Origin of the sequence: Curtobacterium phyllosphaerae (genome assembly GCF_049341865.1) — a bacterium.
Lineage (GTDB): Bacteria > Actinomycetota > Actinomycetes > Actinomycetales > Microbacteriaceae > Curtobacterium > Curtobacterium phyllosphaerae.
In genome coordinates, this window is the sequence record NZ_JBMPIU010000001.1 from 95,653 (window position 1) to 111,220 (window position 15,568).

16 protein-coding genes and 1 tRNA gene are annotated in these 15,568 nt (G+C 68.7%); 6 read left to right on the plus strand and 11 right to left on the minus strand.

Annotated features, from left to right (window positions below; genetic code table 11):
- Complete coding sequence (locus ACO0E0_RS00495; RefSeq protein WP_422869368.1) at positions 1-612, minus strand: TetR/AcrR family transcriptional regulator; 612 nt, start codon at positions 610-612, stop codon at positions 1-3.
- Positions 613-884: 272 nt separating this feature from the next.
- Here ACO0E0_RS00495 and ACO0E0_RS00500 point away from each other — a divergent pair, with 272 nt between their 5' ends.
- The 3 genes from ACO0E0_RS00500 (at position 885) to ACO0E0_RS00510 (ending at position 2,362) form a co-directional block, all read left to right on the plus strand.
- Positions 885-1,133, plus strand: coding sequence for a hypothetical protein (locus tag ACO0E0_RS00500; RefSeq protein WP_422869370.1), 249 nt, complete (start codon positions 885-887; stop codon positions 1,131-1,133).
- A 128-nt stretch (positions 1,134-1,261) separates the two neighbouring features.
- Complete coding sequence (locus ACO0E0_RS00505) at positions 1,262-2,077, plus strand: DUF4279 domain-containing protein (protein WP_422869371.1); 816 nt, start codon at positions 1,262-1,264, stop codon at positions 2,075-2,077.
- A gap of 39 nt (positions 2,078-2,116) precedes the next feature.
- Positions 2,117-2,362 carry a hypothetical protein gene (locus ACO0E0_RS00510; RefSeq protein ID WP_422869373.1) on the plus strand — a complete coding sequence of 82 codons (246 nt, stop codon included), beginning with the start codon at positions 2,117-2,119 and terminating at the stop codon, positions 2,360-2,362.
- A gap of 179 nt (positions 2,363-2,541) precedes the next feature.
- On the opposite strand, the gene ACO0E0_RS00515 is transcribed toward ACO0E0_RS00510, so the two are convergent.
- The 8 genes from ACO0E0_RS00515 to ACO0E0_RS00550 form a co-directional block, all read right to left on the minus strand.
- Positions 2,542-3,690: an FAD-dependent monooxygenase gene (locus tag ACO0E0_RS00515; protein WP_422869375.1), complete on the minus strand. Its 1,149-nt coding sequence runs from the start codon at positions 3,688-3,690 to the stop codon at positions 2,542-2,544.
- Between the two features lie 489 nt (positions 3,691-4,179).
- Positions 4,180-4,950, minus strand: coding sequence for a hypothetical protein (locus tag ACO0E0_RS00520; protein WP_422869376.1), 771 nt, complete (start codon positions 4,948-4,950; stop codon positions 4,180-4,182).
- 168 nt (positions 4,951-5,118) lie between these two features.
- Positions 5,119-5,832, minus strand: a complete 714-nt coding sequence (locus ACO0E0_RS00525) for a hypothetical protein (protein WP_422869378.1) — start codon at positions 5,830-5,832, stop codon at positions 5,119-5,121.
- A gap of 230 nt (positions 5,833-6,062) precedes the next feature.
- Positions 6,063-7,058, minus strand: coding sequence for a BadF/BadG/BcrA/BcrD ATPase family protein (locus tag ACO0E0_RS00530; RefSeq protein ID WP_422869380.1), 996 nt, complete (start codon positions 7,056-7,058; stop codon positions 6,063-6,065).
- Between the two features lie 250 nt (positions 7,059-7,308).
- Positions 7,309-8,112, minus strand: a complete 804-nt coding sequence (locus ACO0E0_RS00535) for an alpha/beta fold hydrolase (protein ID WP_422869381.1) — start codon at positions 8,110-8,112, stop codon at positions 7,309-7,311.
- Between the two features lie 122 nt (positions 8,113-8,234).
- Positions 8,235-8,729, minus strand: coding sequence for a GNAT family N-acetyltransferase (locus ACO0E0_RS00540; protein ID WP_422869383.1), 495 nt, complete (start codon positions 8,727-8,729; stop codon positions 8,235-8,237).
- A 154-nt stretch (positions 8,730-8,883) separates the two neighbouring features.
- The gene (locus ACO0E0_RS00545; protein ID WP_422869385.1) at positions 8,884-9,396 is read right to left on the minus strand and encodes a P-loop nucleotide/nucleoside kinase family protein; all 513 of its coding nucleotides are present in this window, start codon (positions 9,394-9,396) and stop codon (positions 8,884-8,886) included.
- 291 nt (positions 9,397-9,687) lie between these two features.
- Positions 9,688-9,758: transfer RNA gene (locus tag ACO0E0_RS00550), tRNA-Gly, on the minus strand.
- A gap of 183 nt (positions 9,759-9,941) precedes the next feature.
- Between ACO0E0_RS00550 and ACO0E0_RS00555 the strand changes: the two genes are divergently transcribed.
- Together ACO0E0_RS00555 and ACO0E0_RS00560 are read left to right on the plus strand one after the other, a co-directional pair.
- Positions 9,942-10,994, plus strand: coding sequence for a DUF6177 family protein (locus tag ACO0E0_RS00555; RefSeq protein WP_422869387.1), 1,053 nt, complete (start codon positions 9,942-9,944; stop codon positions 10,992-10,994).
- A complete protein-coding gene (locus ACO0E0_RS00560; RefSeq protein WP_422869389.1) occupies positions 10,984-11,331 on the plus strand; it encodes a hypothetical protein in 348 nt (115 codons plus the stop codon). Before ACO0E0_RS00555 ends, ACO0E0_RS00560 begins: the two co-directional genes overlap by 11 nt.
- 3 nt (positions 11,332-11,334) lie before the next feature.
- Here the strand turns inward: ACO0E0_RS00560 and ACO0E0_RS00565 are convergent, their stop codons facing one another.
- Positions 11,335-13,395 (minus strand): bifunctional copper resistance protein CopD/cytochrome c oxidase assembly protein, encoded by a 2,061-nt coding sequence (locus ACO0E0_RS00565; RefSeq protein WP_422869391.1) that lies wholly within the window; start codon positions 13,393-13,395, stop codon positions 11,335-11,337.
- A gap of 134 nt (positions 13,396-13,529) precedes the next feature.
- Between ACO0E0_RS00565 and dcd the strand changes: the two genes are divergently transcribed.
- Positions 13,530-14,192 (plus strand): dCTP deaminase, encoded by a 663-nt coding sequence (gene dcd / locus ACO0E0_RS00570; RefSeq protein ID WP_422869393.1) that lies wholly within the window; start codon positions 13,530-13,532, stop codon positions 14,190-14,192.
- A 185-nt stretch (positions 14,193-14,377) separates the two neighbouring features.
- Here the strand turns inward: dcd and ACO0E0_RS00575 are convergent, their stop codons facing one another.
- Positions 14,378-15,481, minus strand: a complete 1,104-nt coding sequence (locus ACO0E0_RS00575; RefSeq protein ID WP_422869394.1) for a substrate-binding domain-containing protein — start codon at positions 15,479-15,481, stop codon at positions 14,378-14,380.
- Positions 15,482-15,568 lie beyond the last annotated feature (87 nt).

A 15,568-nucleotide genomic window follows, 5' to 3' on the forward strand; every position in this document is an offset into this window, starting at 1 on the left:
TCAGTGTTGGTCGCTGGCGACCGGGGTGGGGGTGGCGGCGATGCCGGCGATGAGCGCCTGGATCGCCCATGTGACGCGCTGCGAGGGCTCTCCCGAGAGAACGACGTCGACGTGGTTTGCGATGTGCGGAGTCGCCGCGGGATCAGCGGTTCGCAGTGCGGTGGCGAGGATGCTCATCTTCGTTTCGTCGTCCGCGGGAGCGTCGATGTCGCCTGGGAAGGGGGTGCTGTGTTCGGCAGCGTTTGCGGTGACGTACTGCAAGAGCAGGTCCACGCCCCATGCGGCACGGTCGACGGCCACGCCACCCTCGAGCAGCAACCCGAGAACGCGGTCGTAGAGGCGGATCGCATTCGGGCCCGTGGGCCGGATCAGGAGTGCTGAACGAGCGAGGCCTGGGTATGTGAAGAGGACGTCTGCGTAGCTGCGGAGCAGCGCCTCGAGTTGCTCGTTCCATGCGCCTGACTGCTCCCACCGCAGCGCGAGGAGTTCGTCCAGTACGGCGGAGTGCAGCTCGGCTGTGTTCGCGATGTAGACGTAGAGCGATGCCGGCCCGGTGTCGAGCGCTTGCGCGACGCGGCGCATGGTCGCCTTCTCCAGGCCGTCCGTTCGCATGATCTCGATCGTCTCCGCGATGATCCACTCGCGGGACAGGGCTGGTTTCGCCGGACGTTCTCTCCGGCTTCGCGTTCCTTGTGCCATATCAATACTGTAACGAACGTGTTCGTCACAAACACGTTCGCTGCATGACCTCTCATGCAGGGCCTCGCCTGACGCGAGATCTCACCCACGGTTTGACCGATTGCCGAAGACGCCGGCATCCGCTGCCATGATGTCGGCATGGCATCGAATGGGGTCGGGGTCGGGGAACAGGAGGCCGTGACGCCGTGGCGTCCGACCGGACCGGCGAACTCGAACTCGTGGGTGAGTCCGAGGGGCACGCGTGGCCGCCGCGGCTCGGAGACCAGCCGATCTTCCCCCCGGTCCCCAAGGAGGACTATGCCGTCCGGATCGCCTGGGACAAGAACGTGGAGACGTCCGGGATCGGACACGTCACTCGATGCGAGGTGCGCAAGGACTTCCTCGACGAATTCGACGTCCACCAGGTCGGCGGGAACACGATCCTTGAACACTGATCCCGGCGGGCCGGCGTGCTGAGTTCTCCACTGCAATCGTCGGGCAGATCGCAGTGTACGCAGAGCCTCCGGCGTGCCGCCGACGGCAGTCCTGTGGGGTTCGCTCCGACCGAGGTCGGAGATTCTCGGTGATCCGTCGGAGCCTCGCCACGCTGACGATCTGGTCGGACACGCACACCGTCGACGAGATCACGACCCGGTTGGGCGTGCGGCCGACGGACAGCGACGACATCGGCGATCCGACGCGCGCAAGGATCATGGACGATGCTGCGCGCCGTCCTCGGTACGAGCAGACGAAGTGGAGTGTCGACGCGGATCAGACCCGCGTCGATCCTGACGACGAGTCGGGTTTCGGCTCGGTCCGCGTGCTGCTGGACACCGTGCGGACTGCGATGCCGGCCATCGCCGAACTGGCCGCCTCCGGAGATGAGGTGATCCTCACGTGGTCCGGGTTCTCCGACTCAGGGTTCGGCGGGTTCGTGCTGCCAGCGGATCTGATGCGGGATCTCGGGGCAATTGAGGCTGAACTCGTCGGGACCGCCCATTTCGAGGTGCTCGACGAGGACGACGACGAGGACGACGACGAGGAGGACAAGGACGACGGCGATGAGGAGGACAAGGAGGACGAGGACGCCCGCCCGGAGGTCATCCGTTGGCCGATGTCGGATCTCCGAGCGTCGCTGATCAACATCCTGCAAGATCCGTTCCGCACGACCGCAGCAGCAGCAGCGTTCGCCGCCGCGATCCCCGACCTGGATCGAGCCTTCGCGATCGCCCGCCGGAGCCTCGTGGACGCTGACGTGAGTGACGCGGATCGGGTGGTGATCCGGAGAGCCGCGGACGGACTACTCGCCGCGATCCCGAGTGCGACGAACCCCGCGCGCTTGTTCCTCACACGGATGCTCTTGATCGCGGAGACCGTCCTCGAGAGTGACGGCCGATGAGGCTCGTTCCCACGATCCAGCGCGATGAGGTTTTACGACGTGGAGCTCATCGGCAGAACACCGGACGTCGGACTTGGAGGCAGCAGCGGCAGCACCCGCGGTGTCCGCTCGACCGAGGGGGACCGCCATGTCGGACTCCCCCTTTCGGTCTGGGCCGTGACCGCGTCAACCGGAGGATGCGGCAGCCTCCGGATCGTCCCAGACGCCGACGCCGACGCCGACGCCGATCACGTCCGGCCGATCGTGCTGGAGGTCGTTCGCGAGCAGCGTCAGAGCTGGTTGTAGATGTCGTCTCATGCGGGGCCTCGCTTGACGCAAGATCTCACCCACGGACCATGGATCACGGATCACGGAAGGGCTCAGCCACGTCTCGGCGAACAATCGTCGACACCAATCGAACGTCCCGTGAGTCTCGAGTCTGATCAGGAGGCAAGACCGCTCGGTAACTTACGGTCGGCTCACCGTCAGATCGCTTGGGCCGTGTCGTCGTAGTGTTCGAGATTCAGGTTCGAGGCGGGCTTGTCGATGATGCGCATCAGTGGTTTCGCCACCGTGAGGAGTCCGAACATCGCGTTCCGGAGTCCGATGCCGGCTCGGGTCGTCGGGGCGAGCAGCTTGCCGGCGTTGACCTTCCGTGAGACGGAGGCGTACTCCCGGAACTTGTCCTCGAACGTCACGAACGCATCCGGATCCCCGCCGCTTCGCCGGAGTTCACCGGCCAGGACGTACGCGCCGACGAGCGCGAGACCGGTGCCGAACCCACCGAGTGCGTTGCCCCAGGCGGAGTCCCCGAGGAGGACGACGCGTCCGCGGGACCAGTGGTCTGCAGTGACGCGGCTGATGGAGTCCATGTAGAAGGAGCGCGCGTCCTTGAACCCGGCGACGAGCTCGGGGATCCGCCACCGTCCGTCCCGGAGCGCGTGGGTGGCCTGCTGTTGCTGCAGCTGCACGTCGTCACGGGACGGCGGCAGGAGGGGGGAGGCGAAGACGAGGAAGGTGGGCGCTTTCGAGCCGCCCAGCATCGCGGTGATGCCGGGCTGGCTGTACACCGCGTCCTCGGTGCCGGTGTCCATGTCGGCAAGGACGTAGTAGTGACCGAGGTGCCGCACGAATTTGCTCTCGGGGCCGAAGGCGAGCCCGCGGACGTTGGAGTGCTTGCCGTCGGCGCCGACGACGACGTCGAATCGTCGCGGTGCGCCGTGTGCGAAGGTCACGTCCACCCCCGAGCCGTCATCGACGAGCTTCGTGATGTTGTCACCGAAGACGTACTCGACATCGTCGCGGGTGATGTCGTACAGGATCGTCGCGAGGTCGCCGCGCGGGATGTTCACCTCGCCCGACCCGAACGCGCCGGGCGCGGTGCCGATCCGCCGTCCTGCGGCGTTGACGATGGGGGTGTCCTCGTCGCGGACGTCGCGCGCGCGGACCTGGTCGAGGATGCCCATCTCTTCCAGGACCCGCATGTGGATCGGACCCTTGAAGTCCACCGCCTGTCCGCCGGGTCGGATGGTGAGTGCCTGCTCGACCAGGGTCACGTCGAACCCGTAGCGGTGCAACCAGTACGCCAGCGCCGGCCCCGCAACACTGGCACCTGAGATCAGGACCGTTGTCATGGTCACTCCTTCTTCCGTTCCGGCCACCATTCCCGGGTCCGCTCACGCGGCGCTCACGCGGCGCTTACGCGGAGATGACTGCCGTTCGGAAGCTGGCAGGGTGATGGTGCCGCACTTGATGACCGGCCCGAAGGTGGGAGATGCGATGGGCAGTCACGGAGGGTGGCGCCGGAGGCGCGGGTCTGTGAGTACCGGGGGTGTGTACGGCATCTGGAATGACCCGATGTCGGCGCCGGGTGCACGTGCCGAGCGTGATGTGTGTCGAGGGGGTCGAGGATCGCCGCCATCTGCCCAGGTGGAGCGGTTGACTGATCGACGGCGATGACACCGTGGAGACCTCGGAGACAGGGCCTCTCGTCGAGCCGATCGATCAGCACCCACGTGCCGGCAGTGAGGTCCGAGTCGGGTCGATCGTCCATTGCGCTCCTCAGTTCGGTCCGATGTCTCCGCCAGCCTGCAGCGTGACAGGGCCGTCCGCTGCCGCTCGAGTCATGATGACTGCTCCGGCCGCGGCGGGATCGCGTGCGTCAAGAACTCATCCAGATCCTCGCGGATCCCGGCAACCTGCTCGACTGCGTCCGCCCGGTCGAGCTGAACCGGTTCGTCCGTCTCGTCGTCGTACGCGACGGCCAGCTCATCGCCGCGTGAGAGCGCTGCACGGAGCATTGCAGCCGTGGCGAGATCCAACCCCAGCACGATCGACCGACGCGGATCGAACTCGGATGACCAGGAGCCGATGTGCATCAGCCGCAGGAGCCTCTGGAGCAGCTGCGCTTTCCGTCGCGTGAGGCCACCCGTCAGCACGACCCATTCGTTGCGGCCCCATTCCGCGTCCGCGCCCGCGGCGAACTCCCGCTCGATACGGCCCGTGTCGACCGGCGGAATCGGATCACCTTCGAGCCATGCCAGGAGGGCAGCGATCATCTGTTCCACGAGTTCCGGCGAGACAACCGGGACGTCGCCAGCGATCCGTGCGTTCTGCTCCAGTATCTCGATCACGCCGTGGACATGGGCGCGCGGAAGCGTCATCTCAGCGGGATCGTCGACCGTGGCGGTGAACCATGGGTCTTCTGCAATCGTGGCGATGAGCGCGTCCCGGCCATGCGCTGCGGACCGACGCCATCGAGGCCAGCCTCGACGGGGGTGTCCGCGCGGATGGTGGCGGTCGTTCGTTCTGATCACCGGGATCGTGAGGGCTTGCCACTCCATCCCCACGAGGCGTAGTCGGACGCTCTCGCGGCCGAGGTCCTGGATCTCCACCACACCATCCTCGCGCACACCAGGTCGCCCATCGCCGACCAGGAGACGGATCTTGCGGGCGCAAGCCGGCCAGATGCGTCCCGTAGCCGGCCGCTCGCATGAGACAGCTCGTGCCGCTCGCGCCGACGGTCCTGACGATCGCCACGTGGTGTTGGCGGTGTCGGGCGTTCAGTCCTTCCAGCGGAACACGATCTGACCGTCGTGGGCGACGCCGTTCGCGATCAGCCCGACGACGCTCGTGGCGAGCACCACGGTGATGACGGCGTACGCGACCGCGCGCCGCCACCGACGGGCCCGGACCCATCGGGCGCTGCGGAACGCGGGTGACAGTGTCATCACGCAGAGCGCGGTGACGGAACCCCATCGGGCGAAGCCGGTCGCATCGCCGTCGAGTGCCGAGGCCGCCCATGTGGCGAGGACCGTGAGGGCGAAGAGGAGCACTCCGATGATCCCGACGACGTCGGAGGCGTCCTCGAGCCGATCGGGTGCAGACGCAGTGAGGCGCTCCCGAGCGGTCTGCCGGAACCGCTCGCGGTACGCGTCGACGTCGGGTAGCAGTTCGGCCACGGCCACGGCTACGGGGAGGGGGCCCTCGGGCAGGGCGAGGAAGGACGTGAGATCCGCTTCGTGCACACCGGACGCGGCGACGAGCCGCGCCGCGCGGTCCCGTTCCCTCGCAGTGGTCCACCCCTCGACAGTGATGCCCCAGCGCCCCGCCTGGTCCGGTGCACCGATGGAGCGGTACCGCTCGGCCAGAGCGAGGCGGAGGCGATGATCGTCCGGCCGTATCCGGGCGCGGTCTCGGAGGAGCGCCAGTGCAGCGGCGCGGTCGCCCCGGTACCAGAGCGCGTCAGCCTTCGCGACCGGCGTTTCTTCCTCCATCCGGACAGCATGACGGACTGGAGGCGCGTGCCGGGTGGGTGCCGCGCCTCCAGTCCGGGGCACGGCCGGTGCCGTGAGGCGCGTCCGGGCCTCGCACGGGTCGACGGTCACCTGCGTCCTGCTCCGTCGAGCGCGCGCCGCTGCTCCGCGACCTGCTCATCCGCGAGGAGCAGAGGACAGCACTTGAGTCGGACGTTGGAACGCCGCACCGAGGTGGGCCTCCCACTGGCTCACTCCTGGCTCGCGCGCAGACGATCGATGACGACGCGATCGACCTGCGATCCGGCGTCCTGCAACGCCATCAGCGCCGCTCCACGGAGCGCGTCGAGCGCCGGAGGAACGATCTTGGTCGACGCGGTCGGCGGCGCCGCGAGTGCCGCGGCCAGGCTGCTGATGAACCCGGATGTCGTCGCGAGACCGCCCGTGGTCGAGACGGTGACGGGATCGCTGTGCACGAGCGGCGCGAGCAGCTCGACGCCGCGCGCGGTCTTCGCGGCCAGGTCGCGGAGCGCCCGATCTGCAAGGGGCGAGCGGTCCGCGGCGGCTGTGACGATGGGTGCGAGCGCGCCGAAACGGTGCCGGACCTCCTTGCGATCGAGCCCGGCGAGGCCGAGGAGGACGCGGCGGAGCCCAGGGACGTCCTCCGTGCCCCATGCCTGGAGGATCGCAGCGACCAGCTCATCGTCTTCCGGCCCGGCGGCTCCGGTCAGGATCAAATGCACTGTCTCGAACACGAGGTGCCTGGCCGCGCCGGCGTAGTGATCGAACTGGCCGCTCTCGAACTCGGCGCCGTCCTCGTCGATCGCGAGGATCATCGAGCCCGTCCCGGCGATGACGATGATGCCCGGGCCGCCGAGGAACGCGCCGCGATGTGCGACAACCGCGTCGTTGAGGATGCGCCGGTCGCACGTCATGCCCGGGACGAGGAAGAAGTCCGCGGCCCAGCTGTTGTCGCCATCGCCCTGGTTCGATCCGGCGCGGCTCACCATCGCCAGGCCGGCGACGAGCGCGACGGCATCGGCGGGGTCTCGGCCGGCATCCTCGAGCGCACGGGTCGTCGTCTCGGCGACGTTCTCCGCCGCGCCCTCCTGGTGGTACGGGCTTCCGCCTTCTCCCGTCGCCGAGCCGAGGAGGCGGCCGTCCAGGCCGAAGCACGCGACGCGGGAGAACGTGCCGCCGGCGTCGGCGGCGATCACGAACGCGGAGTCTTCGGCGTCGCCGGACATGGGAGGAGCCTAGGACCTGGCGCCGTCCCTCGGCGAGACCGGTTCGGGCAGGGCTTCTGATCCTGGTGACGCCTCCGACGTCTCGATGGACGGTGTCACGACGAACGTCACTGGCTTCGAGGAGCCCTGCCCGGGAGAAGTCGTCGTCGACGTGACGACGGCGAACTCGGCGGAGGGGCGAAGCCCTGGCATGGTGCTCTCGGGTGCAACGTGACATCTGGCTGCGATGGTCGATCGTCGATCGGGACGCTCAGGACGCTGGTGAGTCGGCCACGGCGCTGCGGAGTGCAGACATCCATTGATCGAAGGCGTCAAGGTGCGCGTCATGAGATGCGCCCGTGAGATCCATGCGTCGGACAGTGCGCCCACGACTCACGAATTCCGTCTTCTGCTCTTCCGAGAACATGCCACCATCCGCGTAGACCACCAGGGTCGGCACCTCGACGCTCTCCCACTCGGCCCACCGTGGCTCCCCGACAGCTTCGATGGTCGCCTGCATGACGTTCGCGTCGAAGCGAGGATGCAAACCGTCGGCCCGTTCTTCGAGGTCATCGATCCAGGCACGTTCGAGGAGCCCCTCACCGAGAGCGGCTGAGGCTTCTGCTCGATCGGTGAAAGGAACAACCCAGGACCGGAAGAAGTCGCCGAGGGTCCGGTGCTCATCGGCCGTCCCACCGCCCTGGTTCCCCTCGAGCATGACGAGCTGCCGAACGAGGTCCGGACGAGCCGCCGTGACGAGCATCGCCGTGTGCGCCCCCATCGACTGGCCGACGAGGATCACCGGACCCGATGCTTCCTTGCCGATGACGGCCACGACGTCGGACACGTACGCCTGACGAGAGGTGTCGGCCGGCCTGGTCGTGCTGTGCCCATGGCCTCGCTGATCGATCAGGATGACCCGGCGACCGGCCAGCCCGTTCGCAGTGTCGATGAACTCACGGCTGCTGCCTGCGAGCCCGTGCAGGACGACTACTGCTGGCTCGACGCCGTCGAAGACCCTGTAGGCGATCGTCACCCCGTCGTCGACCACCGTTCGCTTCATCGTCGAGACCATGAAGCGAGCTTACGGGCGCCGTTGTTCGCACATTCAGATGGAGAAGTGGGCCGCCACGGGAGAAGAGTGAGTGATGACGGCGCACCGGCGTGCGGAGGAGCATCCATCACCCGGCGCGCTCGTCACAGGGTGCGGGCGAAGGTCCGAACGGGCCGGTGCAACAGTGCGTGGTCGTGTTCCTCGCCGTCGGCTCGCCAACCCTCGCTCTCGTAGAGGTGCACTGCAGGCACGTTGTCAACGAGTGCGTGGAGCACGGCCCGTGAGTACTGCAGCGCAGCGAGCCGCTCCGTGACGGCTCGGAGCAGTGCCCGGCCCAGACCAACGGTCTGCTGACCGGGATCGACCGCGAGGAGCCCCACGACTGCCGCGCCTTCGGGGTCGGTCTGCATACCGCTCCCGGGACGAGTCGCGAGCACGAACCCGAGCACGTGGTCTCCGTCCGTTGCGAGCAACCAGCTGACGCTCCGATCGAACTTCGGTCGAGCTCGTTCAGCGACACCTTCGAGGGCCTTCCCGTCGCGGTCTGCACATGCTGCGACCCAGATCGACAGGCACCGATCGACATCGGCTGCGACCCCGTCGCGGATCCTTGGCGGTGCAACTGGGGCATGGTCCATCGACTCAGTATCGACGCCACCAGGAGGCGCCGCTGGCCGACCTGCCGGACTGAGGTCGAGCCTCCCGGCCGGTCAGCGATCCGGTGGCGTGACCGTCGAGGAACGGACGGGCCGTCTGCGCGGCCGTGAGCGCTCGGTACCGGCGAGCGATCCGTCACTGGTCGGCGCCGTCGATGAAGCGCAGCGCATCACGCACCGTCTCGTCCAACGGCCGGGTGCTGTCGATGATGAGTCGCTCATCGGTGCGGGGCTCGTACTCATCGGCCGTGCGCTGCACCTGCTTCCACGTCGGCAGCGTGAAGCCAGGAAGGTCGTTCGGCCGCTGCTCCACGCGTCGCCGGTGCTCGTTGCTGTCCGGGCACACCACCTCGATCACCCTGAGCGGCACCCCGGCCTCCTGAGCGGTCGCGACCCACCCTGCACGGGCCGGCTCGACGCTGCTGACCGCATCGGCGATGACCAGCTGGCCTCGGCGCAGATTCGGGATCGCGATCGCGTGCATGACCGAGTACGCAGCGATGCCGGACTGCTCGGGCGAGATGGCGTACTTCCACATCGCAGCCTCGATCGCATCGACCCTCAGCACCACCGCCGGCAGTCGCTCGGCGATCGCAGCGGACAACGTCGACTTCCCAGCGCCGGGGAGCCCGCACACCTGGACCAGCATCCTCAGTCCCTTCGTCGACCGTCCTGCCTGTCTACCGCACCGAGACGAACGCCACCATCGCCCGACCCGGCGGACGGGGCTGGAGGACCCGCGTGGAGAGTGGCGTCGTCCTGCCGATGAGGAGCGATGCGAGGAAGAAGGACTGCGCAGAGACCAGGGCCACGCGAACCCCGCGCCCGACTGCCGGAGCCGAGTGCCCCGACTTGCGGAACGACACCGGCTGATCGCGACTGCCGGTCAGGCACTCGACGCGGCGAGGGACCCGGGAGCCAGAGCGAGTGACGGAACCAGAGCGAGTGACGGGAATCGAACCCGCGCTACCAGCTTGGGAAGCTGGAGTTCTACCATTGAACTACACTCGCGAAGCCCTGCGGCTGCAACCACCATACCGGATGCAGGACCCGCCGCCCGCCCACAGCCGCCCACGCCTTCCGGTCCGCTGGGAGGCCGGTCGCCTCCCGGGCACCTCGTCGGACGCGTGTGTAGCGTCCAGGTGGATCGAGCATCACCGTCACCACCGCGACGATCCCTGGAGGCGCAGAGGTATGGTCAGGCATCCGCTCATCGACGACGTCGTCGGCACCGCGCTGGTCGTGGAGTCCGCGTCGCCGGTCGTGTGGCTGACCGACGCCTTCGCGACGCTGCTGACGCGCGCCTCCGACGCCCACCGCACGGTCCTGCTCCGCACCGGAGCGGAGGCGGCGCTCACCCCCGCCATGCGGCATGCCCTGGGCGCGCACGGCGCAGCCTGGGCGGTGACCGATCCCGACGGCATGCTCCGCGATGGTCGCACCGGCGTGGCGGCGGCCTCGATCGAGGACTTCGTCGCCCGCGGGCCCGAACTGCAGGGCACTCCGGCCCCGGCGCACCGGGTGGCCGCGGACACGGTGCCGCAGATCAGCATCGACCTCACGGTCCGGCATCATCCCCACCGGAACGTCGACATCGGTGGTGCGATCGAAGCGCTCTGCGCTGCGGCCGGGTGCGCCCCGAGTCGTTGGGGCACCGGCGAGCCGCTCGGCGTCCCGTGGGACCGCTGGGTCGTGACGCAGTACGCCAAGCACGAGGCCCCGGCGGTGAGCACGTCGTTCGCGGTCGGAGATGGGATGTCGGCGACGATGACCGCACACATGACCGGGGGCATGGTGATCGAGACGGTGTCCGCGATCCTGACCGCTCCCGAGGGCGGTGTCGAGGGTGTGCTGGACGCGGTGCGCGATGTCGCGGACGACGTGGTCCCGGTGTTCGGTGTCGTGATGGAACGTCGCGGGGACGCCGACCACCTCGTGCGTGCGGTGTCGTACGGGGAGCCGAACCCCGGCGCCGTCGTGGTGGGTCCCGAAGCGACCGAGTTCCTCGACCGGGCGGGCATCTGGCCACCGCCACGGACCCGCACCGAGGTGTTCGGCGAGCACGGGCACGAGGGCCTGCTCGTCCGCTTCGACGACGGCTGGGACGCGCTCGAGTCGTTCCTCGACCGGATCGACGAAGACCGGTTCATGACGCTCGTCGGCGGCGCCCCGCTCGACGACGCGGTGGCCGACGGTGTGCTCGACGACCACACCCTCGGGTCCGCGGGGGGCCACGGTGCCGCGTGAGGTCACGCTCCTCTGCCGCGGGCCGGTCGACGTCCGCGAGGTCGCCGAGGCGATCGTCCTCCACGAGGACAGCTGGGGGGTCCGTGCGCTCGACGACGGCTCGATCATGCAGGTCTGCCGGGACGCCGACCGCCCGGTCGTGACGGTGCTGGGGGTGCACCGGGTCGAATCCTCGGACGAGGTCGAGCGCATCCTGCCGGACGCGCCGGTGGTGCAGACTCCGTTCTGGTGGGCGGACGTCGTGACCCCGTTCGGCCCGGACGGCGAGGAGGGCATCGACGCCACGATGTCGGCTGCGCCGGCGCTCGGTGCGGTCTGCATCGTCCACGGGGACTGACCGCTACTCCGCGCGTCGCCCGTTCATCGCGGCGAGCCGCTCGTTGTAGGCGGTGAGCTCGGCGTCGCCGTCGCGGTCGGCCTGTCGGTCGAGACGCTTGGCGTCCCGGGTGTCCGAGTTCACCCAGTTCCGGACGACGAGGAGCGCCACGAGCACCATCGGCAGCTCGGACGCGCCCCATGCGATGCCACCGCCGACGTGCTGGTCGGCGAGGAGCCCGGCGTCGTTCGTCTGCCCGAGCGCGTGGAACCAGTCGGCCGCGAACACCGACTCGCTCGTCATCACCGCGACCCCGAAGAACGCGTGGAACGCCAGCGTCGCCAGGAGCGCGATGATGAGGATCGGGTAGGCCGGACGCCGGGGCCCCGGGTCCACGCCGACGAACACCCAGAAGAACAGGTACCCGCTCAGGACGAAGTGCACGACCATGACGACGTGCCACTCGTGCGACTGCAGGGCGTACTGGAACGCGGGCGTGAAGTAGAACACGACGAGCGACCCGGCGAACAGGGTCCCGGCGACGGCCGGCTTGCCCATGAACTGCATGTACCGGGAATGCACGAAGAGCATGAGCCACTCCCGAGCGCCGCGGCTGCCGTCGTTGCGCACGGGCAGGGTGCGGAGTGCGAGGAGCACCGGGCCGCCGAGGACCAGGGGGAGCGGCACGAACATCATCAGGCCCATGTGCTGGATCATGTGGCTGGAGAAGTGGATCATGCCGTAGACGGCCGGGCCACCGCTCGTGAACCAGATGAACAGTGCGCACCCGAGCAGCCAGCAGATCGTCCGGTGGATCGGCCACACGTCGCCGCGCTTCCGGAGCTTGTGGACCGCGAACAGGTACCAGCCGCCCATCGTGACGGCGATCGCGAGCCACGCCCAATCGATCTGCCACGTCGTCAGGAACGAGTGCACGGTCTGCGTCGGCGGGTAGGTGAACCCGATGAGGCCGTCACGGGTGTCCGCCCCGGTCTCCGGCGTCTGCGGCACGGGCGGCTGTGACCGGGAGAGGCCGACCGAGACGCCCATCGCGATCGCCATGAACACGATCTCGGCGAGGGCGAACCGCACGAAGAGCCTGCGGTCGAGCGGGTTGCGGAGGAGCCCGGGGACGAGCTTCCGGCGCTGCACGATCCCCGCGGTCCCGAGCAGCACCAGGATGACGGCCTTCGTGGTGATGAGCCAGCCGTAGGTCGTCGTGACCAGGTCGAGCGGCCCGGTGATCCGGAGCGAGGCGTTGATGATCCCGGAGAACGCGACGGCCACGAACGCCCAGCCGGCGAGTGTCGAGTACCGGGCGACGACGCGTCCGGTCGCGCCCTTCGTATGCGCACGGAGCAGGACGACGGCGACGAGGCCGCCGACCCAGACGCACACCCCGATCAGGTGGAACGCGAGCGAGTTCACCGCGTTCGCGTGCTCGAGCGACCCCGCGGCGTGCCCGGACAGCGCGAGGGGGAGCAGGGCGAACAGCGCGGACACCGTGGCGACCGCGATCGTCGTGACGCGGGTGGCGAACGCGGCGAGGACCGTCGCGACGAGCACCGCCGCCGCGGAGACCACGAGCGACTGACCGATCTCGACCTGGAACGCGAAGAGGAGGAAGTTCCGCGCGAAGACCGGACTCGTGATCGGCACCCCGAGCGTGTTCGCGCCGGTCAGGACGATGCCGGCGACCGCGGCGAGGAACCAGATCGAGCCGGCGGTCGCGGCCCACCGGAGCGCTCGGTGCTGGACGCGCGAGACGTTCCCGTGGTCCTTCCGTTGCGCGGGGAGCGAGAACGCCGCCACGATGAGCAGCCCCACGGTGAGCGCCGCCATGCCGTCGTGCACCGCCCGGGCCACCGGCAGGCCCTCGACCACGAAGTCACCGGCGTCGACGAGGGCGCGGTTCGTCGTGAACGCCCCGGTGAAGACCATCGACAGGACCGCGAACGCGACGACGATCGGCAGCGCGACCACGAGGACCGTGGCGACGGTCGAGGTGCGTGCGGCGACGGCCGGTCCGTCGGGGTCCTGCGCGGTCGACGGACGTTCCGGAGCGGACGAGGAGGTGACGGTCATCGCACTTTTCGACGAGGTTCGGGATGCGGACATCCAATGGTACGTCCGCCCGTCTGGAGGCGCGGTGCCGGTCGTGTCCACAGGCTGCGGTCCGGTACAGCGAGGGACCGCACCGCGCCCGTAGGATCGGAGCCGTGCTGCTCTCCGATCGCGACATCACCGCCCAGCTCGACACCGGCCGCATCGGGCTCGACCCCTACGACCGTGCGCTCGTCCAGCCGTCGAGCATCGACGTCCGACTCGACAAGTTCTTCCGGCTGTTCGACAACCACAAGTACCCGCACATCGACCCGTCCGTGGACCAGCCCGACCTCACCCGGCTCGTCGAGACCACCGGCGACGACCCGTTCGTCCTGCACCCGGGGGAGTTCGTCCTCGGGTCGACGTACGAGCAGGTCACCCTGCCGGACGACGTCGCCGCTCGGCTGGAGGGCAAGAGCTCGCTCGGACGCCTCGGACTCCTCACGCACTCGACCGCGGGGTTCATCGACCCCGGTTTCTCCGGTCACGTCACCCTCGAGCTGAGCAACGTCGCGACGCTGCCGATCATGCTCTGGCCCGGGATGAAGATCGGCCAGCTCTGCTTCTTCCAGCTCTCGAGCCCGGCGGAGAAGCCCTACGGCTCGGCGGAGTACCAGTCCCGCTACCAGGGGCAGCGTGGCCCGACGGCGTCCCGGTCGGCCCGCGACTTCCACCGGACCGACGTCTCCGCTCGCGACCGACCGGACCGTTCGCGGCTGACCGGACCGCCCGCGGCTGACCGGACCGCCGCGGCTGACCGGATCGCCCGCGACTGACCGGACCGCCCGCCGGACGCGCGGGGTGCGGACCAGGGCGGGTCGGGCCTCCAGGCCGGTCTGGAGGCTCGGCAGACCTCGTTCCGCGATCGCTCGTCGTGCAGGCGGCCCGCACCGGACACGGCGAGAGGCCCCGCCCGCGACGTGCGTCGCGGACGGGGCCTCTCGAGTGCTGCGGTGTCGGACTAGCCCTGCTTGGCGAGTGCCTCGAGGGTGTCGTTGCCCTTGTACGCCTCGACCGCGTTCTCCTTGGTGACGAGGATCGGGGTGAGCTCGATCGCCGGGACGATCTTCACGCCGTTGTTGTTGTTCTTGTCCTTGGTCGTCTTCGGGGTCTTGCCCGCGGCGAGGTCGGACACGAGGTCGATGGCGGCCTGCGCCTCTTCCGTGGTGTTCTTGTAGATGGTCGAGTACTGCGTGCCGTTCATGATGAGCGGGATCGACGCGGTCTCGGAGTCCTGACCGGTGATGACCGGGTTCGGCTGGCCGGCAGCCTTGGTCGCGGTCAGGATCGCGCGGGCCAGGGTGTCGTTCGGGGAGAGGACGCCCTGGATCTCGGTGCCACCGGTGTAGTACTTCGTCAGGAGGTCGGTCATGCGCGACTGGGCGTTCTGCGCGAGCCAGCCCTGCGTGTTGACCTTGCCGAAGTCGGTCTGCCCGGAGACGACCTTGAGCGTGCCGTCGGCGATCTTCGGCTTGAGGACGCTCATCGCACCGTTGAAGAACACCGTCGCGTTGGCGTCGTCCGGCGAACCGGCGAAGAGCTCGATGTTGTAGGGACCGGCGCCCTTCTCCTTCTTGAGCCCGTCGAGGAGCGCGTTGGCCTGCAGCTGGCCGACCTTGTAGTTGTTGAACGCGACGTAGTAGTCGACGTTCTTGGTGTTCAGGATGTTGCGGTCCCACGCGATGACGACGGCGCCGGAGTCCTTGGCCGCCTTGACCTGCGTGCCGAGCTGCGAACCGTCGGCAGCACCGATGATGACGGCCTTGTCGCCCTTCGTGACCATGCCGGAGATCTGACCCTGCTGGTCGGACACGGTGCCGGTGGCGGCGGCGTACTGGATGTCCGCCTTGAAGCCGGCGGCCTCGATCGACTTCTTGAACGCGGCGCCCGCGAGGACCCAGTTCTGCGAGGTCTTGGCGGGGAGCGCGACGCCGATGGTGTCGCCCTTCTTGATCGAGTCGGAGCTCGAGCCCGAGCCCGAGCCGCCACGGTTGGACGAGCAGCCGGTGAGGGCGAGGCCCGCGATGAGGACGACGCTGGCGCCGACCAGGAACTTCTTGCGCATGTAATTGCTTTCTCTTCGTTGAGGGAGAAGGGGACGGACGGTGCCGGCCGTCCCCGGTGTTGGGAGTGTTGGGTCTGTGCGGGGCAC

Excerpts from the sequence above, each read along its gene's own strand:
- ACO0E0_RS00545 (WP_422869385.1), bottom strand. The coding sequence starts at position 9,396 with ATGCTGGTCCAGGTGTGCGGGCTCCCCGGCGCTGGGAAGTCGACGTTG.
- ACO0E0_RS00495 (WP_422869368.1), bottom strand. The coding sequence starts at position 612 with ATGCGAACGGACGGCCTGGAGAAGGCGACCATGCGCCGCGTCGCGCAA.
- ACO0E0_RS00515 (WP_422869375.1), bottom strand. The coding sequence starts at position 3,690 with ATGACAACGGTCCTGATCTCAGGTGCCAGTGTTGCGGGGCCGGCGCTG.
- ACO0E0_RS00575 (WP_422869394.1), bottom strand. The coding sequence starts at position 15,481 with ATGCGCAAGAAGTTCCTGGTCGGCGCCAGCGTCGTCCTCATCGCGGGC.
- ACO0E0_RS00555 (WP_422869387.1), top strand. The coding sequence starts at position 9,942 with ATGGTCAGGCATCCGCTCATCGACGACGTCGTCGGCACCGCGCTGGTC.
- ACO0E0_RS00565 (WP_422869391.1), bottom strand. The coding sequence starts at position 13,395 with ATGACCGTCACCTCCTCGTCCGCTCCGGAACGTCCGTCGACCGCGCAG.
- ACO0E0_RS00540 (WP_422869383.1), bottom strand. The coding sequence starts at position 8,729 with ATGGACCATGCCCCAGTTGCACCGCCAAGGATCCGCGACGGGGTCGCA.
- ACO0E0_RS00530 (WP_422869380.1), bottom strand. The coding sequence starts at position 7,058 with ATGTCCGGCGACGCCGAAGACTCCGCGTTCGTGATCGCCGCCGACGCC.
- ACO0E0_RS00525 (WP_422869378.1), bottom strand. The coding sequence starts at position 5,832 with ATGGAGGAAGAAACGCCGGTCGCGAAGGCTGACGCGCTCTGGTACCGG.
- ACO0E0_RS00535 (WP_422869381.1), bottom strand. The coding sequence starts at position 8,112 with ATGGTCTCGACGATGAAGCGAACGGTGGTCGACGACGGGGTGACGATC.